The organism is Arthrobacter sp. TmtSoilC77 (genome assembly GCF_059739415.1).
In genome coordinates this window covers 1,822,103-1,842,656 of the sequence record NZ_AP046050.1, presented here as the reverse complement: position 1 = coordinate 1,842,656, position 20,554 = coordinate 1,822,103, and the positions used below count along the sequence as shown (strand labels likewise).

Annotated in this window: 11 protein-coding genes and 3 rRNA genes; 1 reads left to right on the top strand and 13 read right to left on the bottom strand. The window is 61.5% G+C overall.

Annotated elements, in window-relative coordinates; genetic code table 11:
* Nucleotides 1–272 precede the first annotated feature (272 nt).
* The 6 genes from rrf to AC6I99_RS08455 all read right to left on the bottom strand — a co-directional run bounded on the left by rrf (nucleotide 273) and on the right by AC6I99_RS08455 (nucleotide 11,050).
* Nucleotides 273–389 (bottom strand): 5S ribosomal RNA (gene rrf, locus AC6I99_RS08480).
* 149 nt (nucleotides 390–538) lie between these two features.
* A 23S ribosomal RNA gene (locus tag AC6I99_RS08475) occupies nucleotides 539–3,694 on the bottom strand.
* A gap of 575 nt (nucleotides 3,695–4,269) precedes the next feature.
* Nucleotides 4,270–5,792, bottom strand: a 16S ribosomal RNA gene (locus AC6I99_RS08470).
* Together the 16S, 23S and 5S rRNA genes form the textbook arrangement of a ribosomal RNA operon.
* A 934-nt stretch (nucleotides 5,793–6,726) precedes the next feature.
* The gene (gene tyrS / locus AC6I99_RS08465) at nucleotides 6,727–8,037 is read right to left on the bottom strand and encodes a tyrosine--tRNA ligase (protein WP_497945414.1); all 1,311 of its coding nucleotides are present in this window, start codon (nucleotides 8,035–8,037) and stop codon (nucleotides 6,727–6,729) included.
* Nucleotides 8,038–8,074: 37 nt separating this feature from the next.
* The gene (locus AC6I99_RS08460) at nucleotides 8,075–10,303 is read right to left on the bottom strand and encodes a HelD family protein (protein ID WP_309928009.1); all 2,229 of its coding nucleotides are present in this window, start codon (nucleotides 10,301–10,303) and stop codon (nucleotides 8,075–8,077) included.
* 99 nt (nucleotides 10,304–10,402) lie between these two features.
* Complete coding sequence (locus tag AC6I99_RS08455; protein ID WP_309928040.1) at nucleotides 10,403–11,050, bottom strand: DNA-3-methyladenine glycosylase; 648 nt, start codon at nucleotides 11,048–11,050, stop codon at nucleotides 10,403–10,405.
* 94 nt (nucleotides 11,051–11,144) lie between these two features.
* Here AC6I99_RS08455 and AC6I99_RS08450 point away from each other — a divergent pair, with 94 nt between their 5' ends.
* The gene (locus AC6I99_RS08450; RefSeq protein WP_497945415.1) at nucleotides 11,145–12,635 is read left to right on the top strand and encodes a DNA-3-methyladenine glycosylase 2 family protein; all 1,491 of its coding nucleotides are present in this window, start codon (nucleotides 11,145–11,147) and stop codon (nucleotides 12,633–12,635) included.
* 647 nt (nucleotides 12,636–13,282) lie between these two features.
* Here AC6I99_RS08450 and AC6I99_RS08445 read toward each other — a convergent pair.
* The 7 genes from AC6I99_RS08445 to argB form a co-directional block, all read right to left on the bottom strand.
* On the bottom strand, nucleotides 13,283–14,020 hold the full coding sequence (locus tag AC6I99_RS08445) for a maleylpyruvate isomerase family mycothiol-dependent enzyme (protein WP_497960759.1): 738 nt from the start codon (nucleotides 14,018–14,020) through the stop codon (nucleotides 13,283–13,285).
* Between the two features lie 76 nt (nucleotides 14,021–14,096).
* Entirely contained in the window at nucleotides 14,097–15,512 is a 1,416-nt protein-coding gene (argH, locus tag AC6I99_RS08440) for an argininosuccinate lyase (protein WP_224167024.1), read from the bottom strand.
* Nucleotides 15,512–16,717: an argininosuccinate synthase gene (locus AC6I99_RS08435; protein ID WP_224092452.1), complete on the bottom strand. Its 1,206-nt coding sequence runs from the start codon at nucleotides 16,715–16,717 to the stop codon at nucleotides 15,512–15,514. The genes argH and AC6I99_RS08435 overlap by 1 nt, the downstream gene beginning before the upstream one ends.
* Before the next feature lie 72 nt (nucleotides 16,718–16,789).
* The gene (locus AC6I99_RS08430; protein WP_223936621.1) at nucleotides 16,790–17,326 is read right to left on the bottom strand and encodes an arginine repressor; all 537 of its coding nucleotides are present in this window, start codon (nucleotides 17,324–17,326) and stop codon (nucleotides 16,790–16,792) included.
* A complete protein-coding gene (argF, locus tag AC6I99_RS08425) occupies nucleotides 17,326–18,330 on the bottom strand; it encodes an ornithine carbamoyltransferase (RefSeq protein ID WP_497960758.1) in 1,005 nt (334 codons plus the stop codon). Before argF ends, AC6I99_RS08430 begins: the two co-directional genes overlap by 1 nt.
* On the bottom strand, nucleotides 18,327–19,592 hold the full coding sequence (locus AC6I99_RS08420) for an acetylornithine transaminase (protein ID WP_497960756.1): 1,266 nt from the start codon (nucleotides 19,590–19,592) through the stop codon (nucleotides 18,327–18,329). Before AC6I99_RS08420 ends, argF begins: the two co-directional genes overlap by 4 nt.
* Complete coding sequence (gene argB, locus AC6I99_RS08415; protein ID WP_224089460.1) at nucleotides 19,589–20,548, bottom strand: acetylglutamate kinase; 960 nt, start codon at nucleotides 20,546–20,548, stop codon at nucleotides 19,589–19,591. The genes AC6I99_RS08420 and argB overlap by 4 nt, the downstream gene beginning before the upstream one ends.
* Between the last annotated feature and the right edge of the window lie 6 nt (nucleotides 20,549–20,554).

The following is a 20,554-nucleotide window of genomic DNA, read 5'->3' as shown; positions in this document are numbered from 1 at the left end:
CGTCTGCAGCACGGGGCTGCCGACTCGTATGTCTTATGCAATTCTAGGCGACAGCACCTCAGTCGCCGAACGTCAGAGCAGCTCCAGGGGTGTCCCGTGGCAAGTCTCACAGCGTTATTGGCGCTGTGTCTTCCGGGGTTTAAATGGGTCAAGCCCCGGCTGTGGTGGTCGGGGCTTGTCTTGAGTTGGTCTGTTTTTTCTCGTTTGAATGCAGTCGCTTAATGCGGGAGACCCCCAACCCGGTGTGGGTTGGGGGTCTCTACCTAATGTGTGTCCGGCGGTGTCCTACTCTCCCACACCCTCCCGGGTGCAGTACCATCGGCGCTGTGGGTCTTAGCTTCCGGGTTCGGAATGGGACCGGGCGTTTCCCCCACGCTATGACCGCCGTAACCTTGTTACCCGTCCCGCGCACCTGTTTTGTGGTGTGGGGTGGGAAGACTGTGTGTGGTTACAACTGTGGTGTTGTGTATTTAGTTGTTGGTTCCTGGAACGGTTGTTGTTCGGGAACCACATAGTGGACGCGTGCAGTGTGTTGTGTGTGGTGTAAGTTGTTGGCCTATTAGTACCGGTCAGCTTCACGAGTCTTTGGTCCTCGCTTCCACATCCGGCCTATCAACCCAGTGGTCTGGCTGGGGGCCTCTCACACGTATTGTGTATGGAAATCTCATCTTGAAGCGAGCTTCCCGCTTAGATGCTTTCAGCGGTTATCCCATCCGAACGTAGCTAATCAGCGGTGCACTTGGCAGTACAACTGACACACCAGAGGTTCGTCCGTCCCGGTCCTCTCGTACTAAGGACAGCCCTTCTCAAATTTCCTGCGCGCGCAGCGGATAGGGACCGAACTGTCTCACGACGTTCTAAACCCAGCTCGCGTACCGCTTTAATGGGCGAACAGCCCAACCCTTGGGACCTACTCCAGCCCCAGGATGCGACGAGCCGACATCGAGGTGCCAAACCATGCCGTCGATATGGACTCTTGGGCAAGATCAGCCTGTTATCCCCGAGGTACCTTTTATCCGTTGAGCGACGGCCATTCCACAATGTACCGCCGGATCACTAGTCCCGACTTTCGTCCCTGCTTGAGATGTCTCTCTCACAGTCAAGCTCCCTTGTGCACTTACACTCGACACCTGATTGCCAACCAGGCTGAGGGAACCTTTGGGCGCCTCCGTTACTTTTTAGGAGGCAACCGCCCCAGTTAAACTACCCATCAGGCACTGTCCCTGACCCGGATCACGGGCCGAAGTTAGATGTCCAAAGTGACCAGAGTGGTATTTCAACGATGACTCCACCCGAACTGGCGTCCGGGCTTCAACGTCTCCCACCTATCCTACACAAGCCACTCCGAACACCAATACCAAACTATAGTAAAGGTCTCGGGGTCTTTCCGTCCTGCTGCGCGTAACGAGCATCTTTACTCGTACTGCAATTTCGCCGAGTTTATGGTTGAGACAGCGGGGAAGTCGTTACTCCATTCGTGCAGGTCGGAACTTACCCGACAAGGAATTTCGCTACCTTAGGATGGTTATAGTTACCACCGCCGTTTACTGGGGCTTAAATTCTCAGCTTCGCCCACAAGGGGCTAACCGGTCCTCTTAACCTTCCAGCACCGGGCAGGAGTCAGTCCGTATACATCGTCTTGCGACTTCGCACGGACCTGTGTTTTTAGTAAACAGTCGCTTCCCCCTGGTCTCTGCGGCCCACACCCGCTCACGGAGAGCAAGTCTCCATCACGGGGCAGGCCCCCCTTCTCCCGAAGTTACGGGGGCATTTTGCCGAGTTCCTTAACCATAATTCTCTCGATCGCCTTGGTATTCTCTACCTGATCACCTGTGTCGGTTTGGGGTACGGGCGGCTAAAACCTCGCGTCGATGCTTTTCTAGGCAGCATAGGATCACCGGATCCCCCCGAACGGGAGTCCCATCAGATCTCAGGATCGTGCTCGAAACACACAGGAACGGATTTGCCTATCCCTGACCCTACATCCTTGGACCGGGGCAACCATCGCCCGGCCCGGCTACCTTCCTGCGTCACACCTGTTAATACGCTTACCTCCCGGGATCAGGTCCCGCGCTCGGCCAAAACCCACACACCACAAGGGTGGGCGGGCAGGCTCCGGGCGGTTAGTATCCCCCGCTTGGCATGGGCGGTTTTTCGCCGGTACGGGAATATCAACCCGTTGTCCATCGACTACGCCTGTCGGCCTCGCCTTAGGTCCCGACTTACCCAGGGCAGATTAGCTTGACCCTGGAACCCTTGATCATTCGGCGGACGGGTTTCTCACCCGTCTTTCGCTACTCATGCCTGCATTCTCACTCGTGTAGGCTCCACCGCTGGTTTCCACCGCGACTTCACTGCCCACACGACGCTCCCCTACCACTCCACACCCCTGAACCACGAAGGCTAGGGTACTGTGTGAAATCCACAACTTCGGCGGTGTACTTGAGCCCCGCTACATTGTCGGCGCGGAATCACTTGACCAGTGAGCTATTACGCACTCTTTCAAGGATGGCTGCTTCTAAGCCAACCTCCTGGTTGTCTTCGCAACTCCACATCCTTTCCCACTTAGCACACGCTTAGGGGCCTTAGTTGGTGGTCTGGGCTGTTTCCCTCTCGACTATGAAGCTTATCCCCCACAGTCTCACTGCTGCGCTCTCACTTACCGGCATTCGGAGTTTGGCTGACGTCAGTAACCTTGTAGGGCCCATCGGCCATCCAGTAGCTCTACCTCCGGCAAGAAACACGCAACGCTGCACCTAAATGCATTTCGGGGAGAACCAGCTATCACGGAGTTTGATTGGCCTTTCACCCCTACCCACAGCTCATCCCCTCCATTTTCAACTGAAGTGGGTTCGGTCCTCCACGACGTCTTACCGTCGCTTCAACCTGGCCATGGGTAGATCACTCCGCTTCGGGTCTAGATCACGCCACTACACTCGCCCTGTTCAGACTCGCTTTCGCTACGGCTACCCCACACGGGTTAACCTCGCGACGTAACACTAACTCGCAGGCTCATTCTTCAAAAGGCACGCCGTCACAGTTACTAGTGATTACTCACGACTGCTCCGACGGATTGTAAGCACACGGTTTCAGGTACTGTTTCACTCCCCTCCCGGGGTACTTTTCACCTTTCCCTCACGGTACTGGTCCGCTATCGGTCATTAGGAAGTATTTAGGCTTATCAGGTGGTCCTGACAGATTCGCACGGGATTTCTCGGGCCCCGTGCTACTTGGGATCCTCTCCAGGCGGTACACAACATTACGGTTACGGGGCTCACACCCTCTCTGGCCGGCCTTTCAAGACCGTTCACCTATGCCTGCACTACACACCCCACCGGTCCGGCAGAACCAGTACGGAAAGTCCCACAACCCCGCCCATGCAACGCCCGCCGGCTATCACACATGGAAACGGTTTAGCCTGATCCGCGTTCGCTCGCCACTACTAACGGAATCACTCTTGTTTTCTCTTCCTGCGGGTACTGAGATGTTTCACTTCCCCGCGTTCCCCCCACGCACCCTATGTGTTCAGATGCGGGTCACACAATCACCCAAAAGCGTTGTGCGGGGTTTCCCCATTCGGACATCCTGGGATCAACGCTCGGTTATCAACTCCCCCAGGCTTATCGCAGATTCCTACGTCCTTCTTCGGCTCCTAATGCCAAGGCATCCACCGTGTGCCCTTAAAAACTTGACCACACACAAACCAGCAAACCCACAACAAAGGGGCCCACCGGTTCACGATGCATCATCTATTCGAGAGAACCACGACCACAAAAGGCCAGGTTCATTCATAAGAAATTGCTGTAAGAACACACACCCACCAACCCCGAAGAGCCGGCACCATGCATGTTCTAGATGCTCGCGTCCACTATGTAGTTCTCAAACAACAACCCCGTCAACCAGACCCCCAACACCCACACGGGTGCCGGTACGAACCGGAAGCAGGAACAAAAGAAACACCAGAACTGTGTCCCCCTGCATTGCTGCAAAAAGGTCCTGTTGCCTCAGGACCCAACAGTGCGCCAAACACAACCCACACAAACCACGCCCCGGCACGTTCCCAACACCACACACCCCCAAAAAAGGGGCACGCACTGCCGTACTAACACCAGGACACAACCGGTCAGGCCATGCCAAACAAACGTTTGATTCGTTGATATTCCACCCATGAGCACCCACCGCAGAACATACGCCTGCGCAATGGGCAACACTGACAACCACCAGCCCCCGCATGCACGGGAACCGACACGGTTGTTAGCAGCTCCTTAGAAAGGAGGTGATCCAGCCGCACCTTCCGGTACGGCTACCTTGTTACGACTTAGTCCCAATCGCCGGTCCCACCTTCGACGGCTCCCCCCACAAGGGTTAGGCCACCGGCTTCGGGTGTTACCAACTTTCGTGACTTGACGGGCGGTGTGTACAAGGCCCGGGAACGTATTCACCGCAGCGTTGCTGATCTGCGATTACTAGCGACTCCGACTTCATGGGGTCGAGTTGCAGACCCCAATCCGAACTGAGACCGGCTTTTTGGGATTAGCTCCACCTCACAGTATCGCAACCCTTTGTACCGGCCATTGTAGCATGCGTGAAGCCCAAGACATAAGGGGCATGATGATTTGACGTCGTCCCCACCTTCCTCCGAGTTGACCCCGGCAGTCTCCTATGAGTCCCCGCCATAACGCGCTGGCAACATAGAACGAGGGTTGCGCTCGTTGCGGGACTTAACCCAACATCTCACGACACGAGCTGACGACAACCATGCACCACCTGTAAACCGACCGCAAGCGGGGCACCTGTTTCCAGGTCTTTCCGGTTCATGTCAAGCCTTGGTAAGGTTCTTCGCGTTGCATCGAATTAATCCGCATGCTCCGCCGCTTGTGCGGGCCCCCGTCAATTCCTTTGAGTTTTAGCCTTGCGGCCGTACTCCCCAGGCGGGGCACTTAATGCGTTAGCTACGGCGCGGAAAACGTGGAATGTCCCCCACACCTAGTGCCCAACGTTTACGGCATGGACTACCAGGGTATCTAATCCTGTTCGCTCCCCATGCTTTCGCTCCTCAGCGTCAGTTACAGCCCAGAGACCTGCCTTCGCCATCGGTGTTCCTCCTGATATCTGCGCATTTCACCGCTACACCAGGAATTCCAGTCTCCCCTACTGCACTCTAGTCTGCCCGTACCCACTGCAGAACCGGAGTTGAGCCCCGGTCTTTCACAGCAGACGCGACAAACCGCCTACGAGCTCTTTACGCCCAATAATTCCGGATAACGCTTGCGCCCTACGTATTACCGCGGCTGCTGGCACGTAGTTAGCCGGCGCTTCTTCTGCAGGTACCGTCACTTTCGCTTCTTCCCTACTGAAAGAGGTTTACAACCCGAAGGCCGTCATCCCTCACGCGGCGTCGCTGCATCAGGCTTTCGCCCATTGTGCAATATTCCCCACTGCTGCCTCCCGTAGGAGTCTGGGCCGTGTCTCAGTCCCAGTGTGGCCGGTCACCCTCTCAGGCCGGCTACCCGTCGTCGCCTTGGTAGGCCATTACCCCACCAACAAGCTGATAGGCCGCGAGTCCATCCAAAACCACAAAAGCTTTCCACCACCATGACATGCGCCAGATGGTCATATCCGGTATTAGACCCAGTTTCCCAGGCTTATCCCAGAGTCAAGGGCAGGTTACTCACGTGTTACTCACCCGTTCGCCACTAATCCCCCCAGCAAGCCAGGGATCATCGTTCGACTTGCATGTGTTAAGCACGCCGCCAGCGTTCATCCTGAGCCAGGATCAAACTCTCCGTTGAAAACAAAAAATCAAACAGACACAACCACACCCACCGGAAATAACGGCGAACACGGCTGCACAAAATTCGAAACCAGCTGAAAACCAAACCACCACACACGGGGGTGCGCAGCAGCCTGGCCATAATTTCAACCAATCAAAAAACAATCGGCATCAACAAACTTGGCACACTATTGAGTTCTCAAACAACAGGTCACTATTCCAAAGCAGTACCACCAGCCTTCGCTGGATCGCTCCGGAGCAACTTTTCAAACTTACCCGATCAACCCGATCTTGGCAAACCAACGTTTCCGCGATTCCCGATCCAGGCCCCGGCCCCACCCGGCAACCAGCACGCCCAAAAGCGCACCATATTCCAGGCTGTTATCAAAGGGGGTCGGCCCCCGCAGTTCCCAGCACCAGGCTGTCTCACTCGCGGCGACTCAGAAGACATTACACGCCCACCAGCCCCCACACAAATCCACCCCAACACCACCCAAAAACCGGCCAAAACCGCCCAAACACAGGCCAAACAACGCCACAGACCCGCCAAAACCACCCCAAAACCCCAAAAACCAACCCCAGTGAAGCCCGTCACACCACCACACCCCACCACCCCGCCGCCAAACACCCACGCCAACCACCGCCGTCGAACACCACACCCCCAACCCACCAAAACCCCGCACGATCCGAGAGAACGATCCCCCAAACCCCGCACGATCTGAGAGAACATCCGAAGAAGGCGGCGCCCATCCGGCAACGCGCGTCCAAGGCAGGAACGACCGAGCGCGCAGAGGAAGACCACCGCCTTCGCGCCAACCACCCACCCACCTTCGCGCCGCGCCAACCACCCAACCGCCTTCGGCGCCCACCCACGCACAAACACGCTTAAACGCAGAAAAGACCGGCAACCACAACGGTTGCCGGCCCTTTCAGGTATTGCGATGTACGGCGAACTAGGCCGAAACCTCAATCGTCGCCAGGTTCTTCTTGCCCCGGCGAAGGAGCAGGTACCGGCCATGAAGCAGTTCATCCCGCGCGATAACGGCATCCGGATCGGAGACCTTGGTGTTGTTCACGTAGGCGCCGCCCTCCCCGATGGTCCGGCGGGCTGCCGACTTGCTGTCGGACAAACCGGCGGCCACCAACAAGTCGATGATTCCAAGACCGTCGGCGCTGATCTTCGCGGAGGGAAGTTCCGCGGTCGCTGCTTCCAGGGTGCGCTCGTCCAGGACGGTGAGGTCGCCGTTGCCGAAGAGTGCTGCCGAAGCGGCGATGACCTTTTCAGTCGCATCGATGCCATGCACCAAGGACGTGACTTCGAACGCAAGCTTCTTCTGGCCTTCCCGTGCGAAGGGACGCTTCGCAACAGCCTGGCCAAGCTCTTCAATTTCCGCACGTGAAAGGAACGTGAAGACTTTGAGCCGGTCCACCACGTCAGCGTCGGCCGTGTTCAGCCAGAACTGGTAGAACGCGTACGGGCTGCACATTTCGGGGTCCAGCCAGATGGCGTTGCCCTCGCTCTTGCCGAACTTGGTACCGTCCGAGTTGGTGATGAGCGGCGTACCCAGGGCGTGGACGCTCTTGCCTTCCACCTTGCGGATGAGTTCGGTACCGCTGGTGAGGTTGCCCCACTGGTCCGAGCCACCGGTCTGCAGTGCACACCCGTAGTCGCGGAACAGTTGGAGGTAGTCCATGCCCTGCAGGATCTGGTAACTGAACTCGGTGTAACTAATGCCCTCTTCGGAACTCAAACGGGAGGCGACAGCATCCTTGCGAAGCATGGTGCCCACCCGGTAGTGCTTTCCGATCTCACGGAGGAAGTCGATGGCACTCAGCGGCGCCGTCCAGTCCAGGTTGTTGACCATGCGTGCCGCGTTATCGCCCTCGAAACTGAGGAAACGGCGCACCTGCCCCTGGAGGTAGCCGACCCACTCCGCAACCGTGTCCTTGGTGTTCAAGGTGCGCTCCGCCGTCGGACGCGGATCACCGATAAGGCCCGTGGATCCGCCAACCAGGCCGAGCGGCTTGTGGCCAGCCAACTGCAGGCGCCGCATCAGCAGGAGCTGCACCAAGTTACCCAGGTGAAGGGACGGAGCGGTGGGGTCAAAGCCACAGTAATACGTGATCGGGTCCCCGGCGAGCAGCTTTTCCAGTTCCGTTTCGTCGGTGGAAACGTGGATCAGGCCGCGCCATTTGAGCTCCTGCCAGATGTTGGCAAAGGCGGGATCGTTGTGCTGGGACTCGATGTTGTTTACGTGTGACACGAGTTCTAAGTTAGCAGGATTGTTGGGTTCACTTTTCCTAGCGTTCGATGCCGGCGGGCAGCGGTGCCGCGGCGATGAGCCTGAGCCGCTGCGTGGGTCGGGTCATAGCGACGTAGAGGTCGCCCACCTTGCCGTGCTCGTGATTGAGCATGGCAGCCGGTTCCAGGACGATGACGCCATCAAATTCCAGGCCCTTCGCTTCCTTGGGGCTGATGACCACGATGTCCTGCTCGTAGCTTCCGGCTCCCGAGCCGATGCGGCGGCCGTAGATCCCGCGCAGCGCGGCGGCCGCCTGCGGCAGCAGTGGGCCATCGGCGATGACAGCCAGCAGGCCGCCGTCGATTGCTTCCACTTCCTCAGGCAGGACCTCGACCAGGCGGGAGATAATTCCGTCCGCTTCGACGCGGTCCACGATGGGCGACCATTTGCCTTCGCGCACGGCCTTCGGAGCCGAGACCACCAGGCCTGCGCGGTTGGCCATCCGAACAGCGGCTTCCGCGATCTGGGACGGCGTGCGGTAGTTGACGGTCAGTTCTTCGAGCTGCCAGCGGTCACCGAACGACGGCGCGAGCGCGCTTTGCCACGAATTGGCGCCTGCCGCTGCACTCGTTTGGGCGATGTCCCCCACAATCGTGAAGGACTTCAGCGGGCAGCGACGCACGAGGAGCCGCCACTGCATGGCCGAAAGTTCCTGTGCCTCATCAACCACGATGTGGCCGAAAGCCCAGGAACGATCGCTCGTGGCGCGCTCGGCTGCGGTGAGCCGGTTCTCGCGTTCCTGGTTCTGGTCTGCCAGTTCTTCGGCGCTCACCAGGACATCCACGCCCATGGCTTCCATGTTGGCCAGGGTCTGCCTGGCGTTGGCCAGATCGCGGGCGCGGTCGGCTTCCTGCTGGGCCAGTCCCCTGCCCGCGGCAGGATCCAGCTCACCGAGCAGTTCGGCAGCTTCGTCAAGAAGCGGCACGTCCGCCTCGGTCCAGGGCGCATCCGCTGGCCGCTGCAGAAGGGATCGCTGTTCCGGTGTGAGGTGTGGCGTGCAGGCTTCCAGGATGGCGGGCTTGCTGAAGAGCTCGGAGATCAGCTTCTCCGGAGTCATCGGCATCCAGCACAGGTTCAGTGCGATGCGGACGTCCCGGGCGGACCGGACGTCTTCGGCGAGGTAGGCGCGATCGGCGTTATTGCCGATGTTCGACTCCTCGACGAGGTCCGTTAGTTGCTCCGTGAGCTCACGCAGAAGGATCTTGACGAACGTCAGCCGCGCTTCGTTGTGCGGCTTGCCCGTGGCCCGGGCCTTTTCCCGTGCGCGGCGGACCTGGCGGACGGTCAGCGTCAGCTTGCGGGAATCGACTTCGAGAATGCGGTCTTCTACAGGCGTGCGCTGCCGGTTCGCCACGGCGTTGGCCACCACCGTGGCCATGTCGAGCTTGCCTTTGAGCGCAGCAACGTCCGGATCTTCCTCGGGAACAGCGTGGATTCCGGGCATAAGCCGGCCAAGACTGGCCATGACGACGCCGGTCTCGCCCAGCGAGGGCAGTACACGCTCGATGTAGTGCATAAACGACGACGACGGTCCCACCAGCAGAACGCCGGCACTCTTGAGCCGATCACGGTGCGTGTAAAGGAGGTAGGCGGCGCGGTGCAGTGCCACTGCCGTCTTACCCGTCCCTGGACCACCTTGTACGACGAGCGCGCCCGAGATCGACGAACGGATGATCCTGTCCTGCTCCGACTGGATGGTTCCCACGATGTCCGACATGCGGCCCGTACGCTTGGAATTCAGGGCCGCAAGGAGCGCGCCCTCGCCTTGCAGGGAATCGTTGTCCGCGAGCATGCCGGCATCCAGGACGTCGTCCTCGATCGCCTTCACGTCCCGGCCTTGCAGGATCAGGTGTCGACGGCGGCGCACGCCTTGGCGGTCGAAAGCGGTGGCCTGGTAAAAGTGGCCGGCTTCCGGGGCGCGCCAGTCAACCATGAGCCGTTGGAGATCGGCGGTAGACAACCCGATACGGCCAATGTACTGGGCCTCCCCCGAGTCCAGATCGAGGCGCCCGAAGACCAAACGGTCATCGACGGCGTCGAGCTGGGCAAGGCGGTCCTCATACAGCGCGGCGAACGCGTCACGTTCGGACACGTTTTGCATGGTTCCCACTGCACCGGCCTTGCGCACCTGGGCCAGCTGGGCACGCTTTTCTTCGCGCAGCTCATCGAGCCGGGCGTACAGCCCAGCAACGTATTCCTGCTCGTGGACCAAATCAGCGTCGTGCATCGAACCGTAACCCCTATCGCAAAAGACAGACCGTCCATTCTACAGCGATTTTGGTAAACGTGTTGGGTCCAGGTCATATGGCGGACCAGCGGCCAAAGTTCACGCCCGGTTGCGTGGCCGCGCTGCTTTGTACCGTGACACCGTTGGATCATCTTCGATCCAGAAGCGCCACGGGTAGTCCGTACTTCCACCGGGACCAGCTACCCCAACCCGCGGTCCGCTGGCCACGGCCGCTACCGGCGTCTTAGGCAGCCAAAAGCTGAACGGTGAGGCGAGCGCGTCACGGCCCGTGTCCGCCGTCGTAAGTCCCAGCGCCGATGCCAGGCGTGCAGGTCCACTGGCCAAGTCCTTGTGCGTTTTGGAGGCAGGCCGCCTTACGGTGGCAAGCCCCTCGCCTTCTACAATCTCGCCGGCCCGCAGAAGCAACGCCGACGGGGAGCCTGCTGGACCGCAGACGATGTTGGCGCAGTAGTGCATGCCGTAGGTGAAGTACACGTACAGGAAACCCGGTGGTCCGAACATCGGCGCGTTACGGGCCGTGGGACCGCCGAAAGTGTGCGATCCGGGATCGGGGTGTTCGGAATCGCGGGGCCCCATGTAGGCCTCCACTTCAGTGAGTCTCACCGCGACTGGACCGGCTTCGGAGTAGTGGGTGAGCACCGCGCCAAGGACCAGTGGAGCGATGACACGGGGGTCGCCTTCGAGGAACTTACGCACTTTTTCGGGATCGCTGACTCCCTTCTCCATGGACGAGCTCATGCCCAGACCCTAGCAAAAATCGTGAAACGGCCATGTCCGATTTCCGCTAGCAGCGGACGTGGTCTCCTGACAGGATAAAGGAATGGACTTCTGGCAGTGCTACAGGGCAATTGACGCCCGCGACACCCGCTTCGACGGACAATTCTTCACGGCCGTCAGCTCGACTGGTATCTACTGCCGGCCGTCCTGCCCAGCCCGTACGCCGAAGGCCGAGAATGTCACGTTCTACGAGACGTCGGCCGCTGCCCACGAAGCCGGGTACCGGGCTTGCAAGCGATGCCTGCCCGAGGCCGTCCCCGGAACACCGGCCTGGAACATCCGATCCGACGTTGCCGGCCGTGCAATGCGCCTAATCAACGACGGCGTTATCACCCGCGAGGGGGTCGACGGCCTTGCGCACCGCCTTGGCTACTCCGCGCGCCAGCTCAACCGCATCCTTAGCCACGAACTTGGCGCCGGCCCGCTCTCACTGGCACGGGCCAGCAGGGCGCAGACAGCAAGGACGCTGTTGGTCTCAACGAAGATGCTCCTCGCCGATGTCGCCTTTGCCTCGGGGTTCAATAGCGTGAGGCAATTCAACGACACCATCGGCGAGGTTTTTGCGATGACCCCGACGGCGCTGCGAGCCACCGGTGCGAAATCGGGAGTACGCAGGGGTGCCGGGGAGGTAAGCGACGGGACACCAGCCGCTCTGACGTTGAATCTGCCATATCGGGAGCCCTTCGACCCGGGAATCTTCGATTTCCTGGCGGTTCGTGCTGTGCCGGGCATCGAGTCGGCAAGCACCGGACACGACGGAACCAGGACCTATGCCCGAACCCTCCGCCTCCCGCGCGGCAACGCCACGTTCTCGGTGGCCTACAGCCCCTCAAGGCAGGGCAAGCCCTTGCAGTTGTCGGCTACGGTGGTGGACCTCCACGACCTCCCGGTGTTGTTGAGTCGTGTCCGCAGGTTGTTCGATCTGGACGCCGACCCAGAAGCGATCGACGACGCCTTGGCGATGGACCCCCGGCTCAAAGGGAGCATCAAGGAGGTTCCCGGAATTCGCGTGCCAGGAGCAGTCGACCCCCAGGAATTGCTGGTCAGGGCGCTGATCGGCCAGCAAATCACCGTTGCTGCTGCCTGGACGGCACTGACCCAATTATCAGCTCTCGGCTCCCCGATCGACGGCGGTGTCCCCGGCCTGGATCGCCTGTTTCCGACCGCGGCGGAACTCGCCGAAGACGCCCGCATCCTGCTGCGGGGACCGCAGCGGCGCATCGAGTCAGTGGTTGCCGTGGCCGAAGCGATGGCCACAGGGACCCTCGAGTTCGGCTACGGCGACGACGTTGCAGGACTGGAGCGAAAGTTGCTGCCATTACCAGGAATTGGGCCTTGGACCGTAGGGTATGTCGCCATGCGCGTGCTGGGAGCGCCCGACGTTTTCCTGAGCAATGACGCGGCCGTTCGAAACGGGTTGCGGGTCCTCCCTCATGGTCCCGGCCTCACCCCTGAATTCCGGGAAGTCAGTCCTTGGCGGTCCTACGCCACCATGCATTTGTGGCGGGCGGCAACGAAGCCCAAAGACTCGTAGCTCCCGTTTCCGCTCTCACATCCCGGCGCCCTTCCGCGATCCTTCTCTCACATCCCAACGCCCTTCCGCGATCCTTCACTCACATCCCAACGCCCTTCCGCCATCCTTCACTCACATCCCAACGCCCTTCCGCCATCCTTCACTCACATCCCAACGCCCTTCCGCCATCCTTCACTCACATCCCAACGCCTTTCGCCGTTTCCTCTCTCACATCTCAACGCGGCAGGAAGTGAGAGAGGAAAGGGGAAAACGCCGCGGGAAGTGAGAGAGCGTCGCCGGAAAAGCCTCAGGATCTGAGAGAACATCCCCAAGGGACAAGGACTCGCAGCTCCCTTTCGTCTCCCATAACCCCGCATCGGCATTCCGCCGCGTGCCGACGTCGTACCGCTCCCCCGATGCATCAGGACGTTAGCGACCACGACCCAAAAAACGGCACGAAGTGAGAGAAGGACGGCCGAAACACGTCAGGAAGTGAGAGAGCACCGGCCGAAACACGTCAGGAAGTGAGAGAGCATCCACCGAAACACGTCAGGAAGTGAGAGAGCACCGGCCGAAACACGTCAGGAAGTGAGAGAGCACCGGCCGAAACACGTCAGGAAGTGAGAGAACATCCGCCGAAACACGTAAGGAAGTGAGAGAAGGACGGCCTAGCGGGCCGCAGGTTGTGCCGCGGGCCATGGGAGCAGCTCGGGCAGGTCGACGCCGTCGGCCGCCGCGGTAGCTCGCAGGCTTCCCAAGCTCGGTTCGCGGCCGGCGAGCCATGCCGCGATGTCGGTGAGCATGCCCGTAATGGCAATCGAGGTGCCCCCGTGGCCAATGACCCGCTGCGGCAGTCCTGTGGGCTGCAGGACAAATTTGTACTTCTCCGGAACGCGTGCTTCGAGGAAAGTGAACAGGTGCTCGCAGAAGGGCCGGCTCCAGGTTTCAGGCCCATATCCCAGTCCAAGATCCGATGCATGGATGGTGAGTTCGCGCCACAGTGCCAGACCGCCGTCGAGGACTGTTCCGTCCCGGTAGCTGATGCGCGCCTCCCAGTCGGCTGGTTCCAGTGCGTCAAACGCCGCCAAAGCACGAGACAGGGCGGTGTCAACGGACTCCTTATGGTCTGCGAGGCTGTGTCCGGCGGCCAGCTCGATGGCTTTGTTACGGCCGTCCATGCCGCCGTCGTACAGTTCCACGGCCTGACCGCGCCGGGCGTACTCGAGCTGGCGGGCCATGGCGCGCGAAATCCCGGCAATATGGGCAAGGACGTGGCCACGGGTCCAGCCCGGGAGCTCGGACGGTTGCGGGACGGATGCCTCGTCCATTTTGGTGAGGAGGCGGGTAACGATGTCGGCGGCTTTGTGAAGCTCTGCGGGCAGCGCCCCAGTGGTGATCTGAGTCATAGCGCCATGCTAACGCACCCCTTAAAGCCCTGCGGGACGGCACGTGATGTGCCATCCCACAGGGTTGATGGTGCGTTTAGCTGGCGTAGCTGCGTGCTGCATCCAGTTCTGCCGTGAGCGCCACCAATTGGCGTTCGACAGCGGCCGGTGCAGTTCCGCCCTGGGAGTTGCGGCTGTTGAGCGAACCCTCAGTGCTGAGCACGCTGCGGACCTCGGGAGTCAAGTGCTCCGAGATCGCTGAATACTCTTCATCCGTCAGGTCCCACAGCTCAACCCCACGGCTTTCAGCCTGCTTGACCGCAGCACCTGAAAGCTCGTGTGCTTCACGGAAGGGAACGCCCTGGCGGACGAGCCATTCTGCGATGTCCGTGGCCAGCGCGAAGCCCTGGGGAGCCAGGGACTCCATGCGCTCGGTGTTGAACTTCAGCGTGGCGATCATGCCGGACACGGCGGGAAGCAGCAGCTCCAGGGTGTCGGCGGCGTCGAAGACCGGTTCCTTGTCCTCCTGCAAATCGCGGTTGTACGCGAGCGGCAGGCCCTTGAGCGTTGCCAGCAGTCCGGTCAGGTTGCCGATGAGGCGCCCTGCCTTGCCGCGCGCGAGCTCGGCAACGTCCGGGTTCTTCTTCTGCGGCATGATCGAGGACCCGGTGGAGTACGAGTCGTGCAGGGTCACGAAGGAGAATTCCTTGGTGGCCCAGAAGATGACTTCCTCGGAGATCCGGGACAGGTCCACTCCGATCATGGAGCACACCCATGCGAACTCGGCGAAGACATCGCGGGAGGCGGTGCCATCAATCGAGTTGTGGACAGCCGAGAAGAAGCCAAGGTCAGCTGCAACGGCCTCAGGATCCAGCCCCAGCGACGAACCGGCCAAGGCACCCGACCCATACGGCGAAACGCCAGCACGCTTGTCCCAGTCCTGGAGGCGCTGTACATCGCGCAGCAGCGCCCAGGCGTGTGCCAGAAGGTGATGGCTCAGCAACACCGGCTGCGCATGCTGCAGGTGCGTCCGGCCAGGCATCGCCACACCCTGGTGAGCCTTTGCCTGCTCCACGAGTGCGTCGATGGTGGCGAGGACACCGCTGGCAATGATCCGGGCATGGTCGCGCAGGAACATGCGGCCGAGCGTTGCCACTTGATCGTTGCGGGAACGGCCGGCACGGAGCTTGCCGCCCAACTGGGTTCCGGCACGCTCGATCAGGCCACGCTCAAGTGAACCGTGAACATCCTCATCGCTCTCGGCCGGGAGGTAGGCACCGCTGGCGACGTCCTCGTCCAGCTGGTTGAGGGCGGCAAGCATGCCTTCAAGTTCGGCGTCGTCCAGCAATCCGGCCTTCGCCAGCACGCGTGCGTGCGCCTTGGAGCCGGCGATGTCATAGCGGGCCAGCCGCCAGTCAAAGTGCGTGGACTTGCTCAATGCTGCCAGCGCATCCGCGGGGCCGCCGGCGAACCGGCCGCCCCACAGTGCGCCTTCGTTTGTTGCGGACGTCATTACTCGCCCGAGACCCGCAGGTCGCGGCCGGAGGCAACCTTGGAGGACATGCCCCACAGCTCGATGAAGCCGCGCGCCATGGACTGGTCGAAGGTGTCGCCGGTGTCGTAGGTGGCGAGGTCGAAGTCGTACAGCGAAGTCTCGGAGCGACGACCGTTGACGATTGCCTGGCCGCCGTGGAGGACCATGCGGATGTCGCCGGAGACGTACTTCTGGGTGTCCTCGATGAACGCGTCCAGGGAGCGCTTCAGCGGGGAGAACCACTGGCCGTCGTAGACCAGCTCGGCCCAGCGCTGGCCAACGGTGGCCTTGAAGCGGGCCTGCTCGCGCTCGATTGTGACATCCTCGAGGTGCTTGTGGGCGGTGATCAGCGCCATTGCACCCGGTGCCTCGTAGATTTCGCGGGACTTGATGCCAACGAGGCGATCCTCGACGACGTCGATGCGGCCAACGCCCTGCGCTCCGGCACGGCGGTTCAGTTCCTGGATGGCCTGCAGCGGGGTGACCTTCACGCCGTCGATGGCTACCGGCACGCCGGCTTCGAAGGAAATGGTGACCTCGTCCGGCGCCGGCGGGAATTCCGGCGTGGCGGTGTAGTCGTAGATGTCCTTGGTAGGTGCGTTCCAGATGTCCTCAAGGTAACCGGTCTCGACGGCGCGTCCCCAGACGTTCTGGTCGATCGAGTACGGGTTCTTCTTGGTGGTCTCGATCGGCAGTCCCTTTTCCTCGGCGAAGGCAATCGCCTTGTCGCGGGTCAGGGCGAGGTCGCGGACCGGTGCGATGCACTTCAGGTCCGGGCCGAGCGTCTGGATGCCAACTTCGAAGCGGACCTGGTCATTGCCCTTGCCGGTGCAGCCGTGGGCGACGGTGGTGGCACCGAATTCGCGGGCAGCCTTCACGAGGTGCTTGACGATCACCGGACGCGAAATGGCGGACACCAGCGGGTAGTGGCCCTGGTAGAGGGCGTTGGCCTTCAGCGTCGGCATGGCGTATTCGTTGGCGAATTCGTCGCGGGCGTCGGCAACATAGGCCTCGACGGCGCCGCAACCGAGGGCGCGCTGGCGGATGGTCTCCAGGGACTCGCCGCCCTGTCCGACGTCGACGGCCACAGCGATGACCTCGGCGCCGGTGGCTTCACCGATCCAGCCGATGGCTACGGACGTATCGAGGCCACCGGAGTAGGCCAGAACAATGCGCTCAGTCACGAGAGTGCTCCTTTGTTGTTGCTTGGTTCATTTGAAATCAATGCTGCGTAAATCGGTTGTTGCCACCGCGGGCTAGTTTCCCGGTCCGGCTTCCTCGGCCATTCGCAGGAAACGGGCCGCCAGTTCGGCTCCGCCGTCGGGATCCCTGGCAACCAACAGCAGAGTGTCGTCGCCTGCGATCGTACCCAATACCGACGGCATTACGGAGTGGTCGATGGCCAGTGCCAGGAAGTTCGCTGCCCCCGGAGGTGTTCGCAGGACAACAATGTTGCCCGAAGCCTCTGCAGTTACGAGCAGCTCACCACACAGCCGGGAGAGCCGCGCGTCCAGGATTTCCTGCGTGACGCCGCTTTTAGCGTTGCGGTCACCGCCCTCCCCCGGAACGGCATAGACCAGTGCGCCTTCCTTGCCGCGAACCCTCACCGCGCCAAGTTCCACAAGGTCGCGGGACAGCGTGGCTTGGGTGACCTGAACGCCGTCGTCCGCCAGCAGGGCTGCAAGCTCTGCCTGGGAACGCACGGACTCACCCGTCAGGATCGCGGTGATACGCGCCTGGCGGGCAGTCTTGGTGGCCGGGCTGGCGCCCGGAACCGACGGATTCGTGGACACTAGAACGTGCTCTCCCCAGTGCCCTCGACGGGAGACAGACCGTCCACGAACGCAAGTCCGGAACGGTGCATCAGCCAGGCCATGAGTGCCTTCTGGGCATGGAGTCGGTTCTCAGCTTCGTCCCAGACGATCGACTGCGGCCCGTCGATGACGCCAGCGGAAATTTCATAACCGCGGTAAGCAGGAAGGCAGTGAAGAACGACGGCGTCCGGCGCGGCCTGCGCCATGGCGGCCTCATCCACGGAGTAGTCGCGGAAGAGCTGCAGCCGGGCTTCCTTCTCGGCTTCCTGACCCATGGATACCCAGGTGTCCGTTGCCACGACGTCAGCGCCTTTAAGGGCTTCGGCGGCATCGCTGGTGATGAGCACTGAGCCGCCCGTCTCGGCGGCACGCTCTTGTGCAGCAGCGACAATCTCCGGGGCTGGCAAGTAGCCAACGGGACCGGAAATACGGACGTGCATGCCAGCTGTGACGCCAGCCAGAAGGTAGGAATTGGCCATGTTGTTGGCCGCATCACCGAGGTAGGCCATGCTCAGGCCCTTCAGTTCGCCTTTGTGCTCCTTGACCGCCAGGAGATCCGCGAGGAGCTGGCAGGGGTGGTAGTCGTCGCAGAGGGCGTTGATGACAGGGACCTTGGAGTTCTCCGCCATGGCAACCAGGCCCGAGTGGGCCCCGGTCCGCCACACGATGGTGGAGACCATGCGCTCAAGGACCTTGGCGGTGTCCTCCACTGATTCCTTGTGGCCGATCTGTGCTTCGCCGGGGTTGATGATGAGCGCGTTGCCGCCCATGTCCGCGATGCCGGTGGCGAAGGAAACACGGGTACGGGTGGAGGTCTTGTCGAAGATGACGGCGACGGTCTTCCGGCCATTGCCATCGGCCGCGAAAGGTTGGACGCTGTACGGCGCCGCTTTCATGCGGGCTGCGAGCTCAAGAACCTCGGCCTGCTCAGCAGCGCTCAGGTCGGTGTCCTTGAGGAAGTGACGGGTGGTGGGTGTAGTCACTGTGCGTCCTTAGCAGTTTGGGCGGTAGCCGTTGCAATGAGCTCAGGCAGTGCAGCCAGGAAACGGTCTGCCTGCTCGATGGTGAGGATCAGCGGCGGTGCCAGCCGGATGGTCCTTGGCCCCGGGCTGTTGATGATGAACCCGGCGTCAAGGCCTGCAGTAACCATTGCAGGAGCTACATCGGCATTGACGTCGAATCCGATAAGGAGACCTTCACCGCGGACCTCAGTCACGGCGTCCACCCGGGCAAGACCCTCGCGTAGGCGTGCCCCGACACTCAGAACATTCTGGAGGACACCCTGGCTCTCGATCGCGTGCAGCGTGGCAAGGGCAGCAGCCGTGGCCACGGGATTTCCGCCGAAAGTGGTTCCGTGCTGCCCGGCGGTGAGCAGGGCCGAGGTCGTGCTTCCGAAAGTAATCAACGCACCGACCGGAAAGCCGCCACCAAGTCCCTTGGCAAGCGTGATGGCGTCGGGGACAATCCCCGCATCTTCGCTGGCCAGCCATTTGCCGGTCCGGCCGATGCCGGTCTGGACCTCGTCCAAAATCAACAGGGCGCCGGCCGCCGTGGTGGCTTCGCGGGCTGCCTGCAGATATTCGGCGCTCAGCGGCCGGACGCCCGCTTCGCCTTGGATTGGTTCCAGGAAGACGGCTGCCGTGGATTCGTCGACGGCGGAGCGCAGGGCTTCGATGTCACCGAACGGAATGTGGACCACACCGCCGGGCAGGGGCTCGAACGGTGTCCGGTAGGCCTCTTTGGCCGTGAGTGCGAGGGCACCCATGGTGCGGCCGTGGAAAGCGCCTTCGAGGGCAATAATCCTGGTGCGCTTGGCGTCGCTGTTCCGGCGGGCCAGCTTGAACGCTGCCTCGTTGGCTTCCGTCCCGGAGTTGGCAAAGAAAACCTTGGATCCCGCGGGAGCATTGGTGATGGACAGCAGCTTTTCTGCCAGAGCGATCTGCGTGGGGCTCGTGAAGAAGTTGGAAACGTGTCCAAGCGTGGCGAGCTGGCTGGAGATCACCGAGGTGACGAAGGGGTGGGCGTGGCCCAGCGCGTTCACGGCGATGCCACCGAGGAGATCCAGGTATTCCTTGCCGTCGGCGTCCCAAACGAGGCAACCCGCGCCGCGGACCAGGACCCGCTGGGGCGTGCCGAAGACACCCATCAGCGACGAGTTGTAGCGGGCCAGCCAGTCAGCGCCTGAGCTGTGGCCAGTAATGGCGTCTGTTGGGGATTCCACCAGTTCTGCTTCGTTCGCGGTCATGCGTTCACTTCCTCGTCAGGTACTACTTGGGTGCCGATGCCCGCGGTCGTAAAGGTTTCCAGCAGCATTGAGTGCGGCAGCCGGCCATCCACGATGTGCGCGCGTTCCACGCCTTCGTCGATCGCTTTCAGGCATGCAGCCATCTTGGGGATCATGCCCGACTCGAGCTTGGGCAGCATCTCGCGGAGTTCGGATGCAGTCAGCGAAGAGATCAGGGACGATTTGTCCGGCCAGTTCGCGTAGAGGCCCTCGACGTCGGTCAGGATGACCAGCTTGGAGGCGCCCAGCGCAGAAGCGACAGCTGCAGCCGCGGTGTCTGCGTTGACGTTCAGGACCTGGCCGGTAGTGGGACCGGAACCGTTGCCGTCGTCGAGGATTTCCGGGGCGACCGTCGAGATCACCGGGATGCGGCCGGCGTCGAGGATGTCCGTGATCCCGGCGGGGTCCACGCCTACAACTTCGCCCACCAGGCCGAGGTCAACTTCCTCGCCGTCCACCACGGTTCCGGTGCGGACTGCGCGCAGCAGGCCGCCATCCTCGCCGGACATGCCAACCGCATACGGACCATGGGAATTGATGAGCCCCACAAGTTCACGACCCACCTGGCCGGTAAGAACCATGCGCACCACGTCCATGGCTTCCGGAGTGGTGACGCGCAGCCCACCCTTGAACTCGGACTCGATGCCAAGCCGGCCCAGCATGGAGTTGATCTGCGGACCGCCGCCGTGCACCACCACAGGGTGGATGCCCACGTGGTGGAGGAACACGATGTCCTCGGCGAAGGCACGCCGAAGGTCATCGTTGACCATGGCGTTCCCGCCGTACTTGATCACCATGGTGGTTCCAGCGAAACGCTGGATCCAGGGCAGTGCCTCGATCAAGGTTCCAGCTTTGTCCTGGGCTGCTTCGGCCGAGACGTGGCTCGCGGACGTGGTTTCCCGGGTGTGCGCAGTCATAGTCAT

Bases quoted from the DNA above. Each gene is read 5' to 3' on its own strand.
- AC6I99_RS08460 (WP_309928009.1), bottom strand. From the start codon at position 10,303: ATGCACGACGCTGATTTGGTCCACGAGCAGGAATACGTTGCTGGGCTG.
- AC6I99_RS08455 (WP_309928040.1), bottom strand. From the start codon at position 11,050: ATGGAGAAGGGAGTCAGCGATCCCGAAAAAGTGCGTAAGTTCCTCGAA.
- AC6I99_RS08450 (WP_497945415.1), top strand. From the start codon at position 11,145: ATGGACTTCTGGCAGTGCTACAGGGCAATTGACGCCCGCGACACCCGC.
- AC6I99_RS08445 (WP_497960759.1), bottom strand. From the start codon at position 14,020: ATGACTCAGATCACCACTGGGGCGCTGCCCGCAGAGCTTCACAAAGCC.
- argH (WP_224167024.1), bottom strand. From the start codon at position 15,512: ATGACGTCCGCAACAAACGAAGGCGCACTGTGGGGCGGCCGGTTCGCC.
- AC6I99_RS08420 (WP_497960756.1), bottom strand. From the start codon at position 19,592: ATGACCGCGAACGAAGCAGAACTGGTGGAATCCCCAACAGACGCCATT.
- argB (WP_224089460.1), bottom strand. From the start codon at position 20,548: ATGACTGCGCACACCCGGGAAACCACGTCCGCGAGCCACGTCTCGGCC.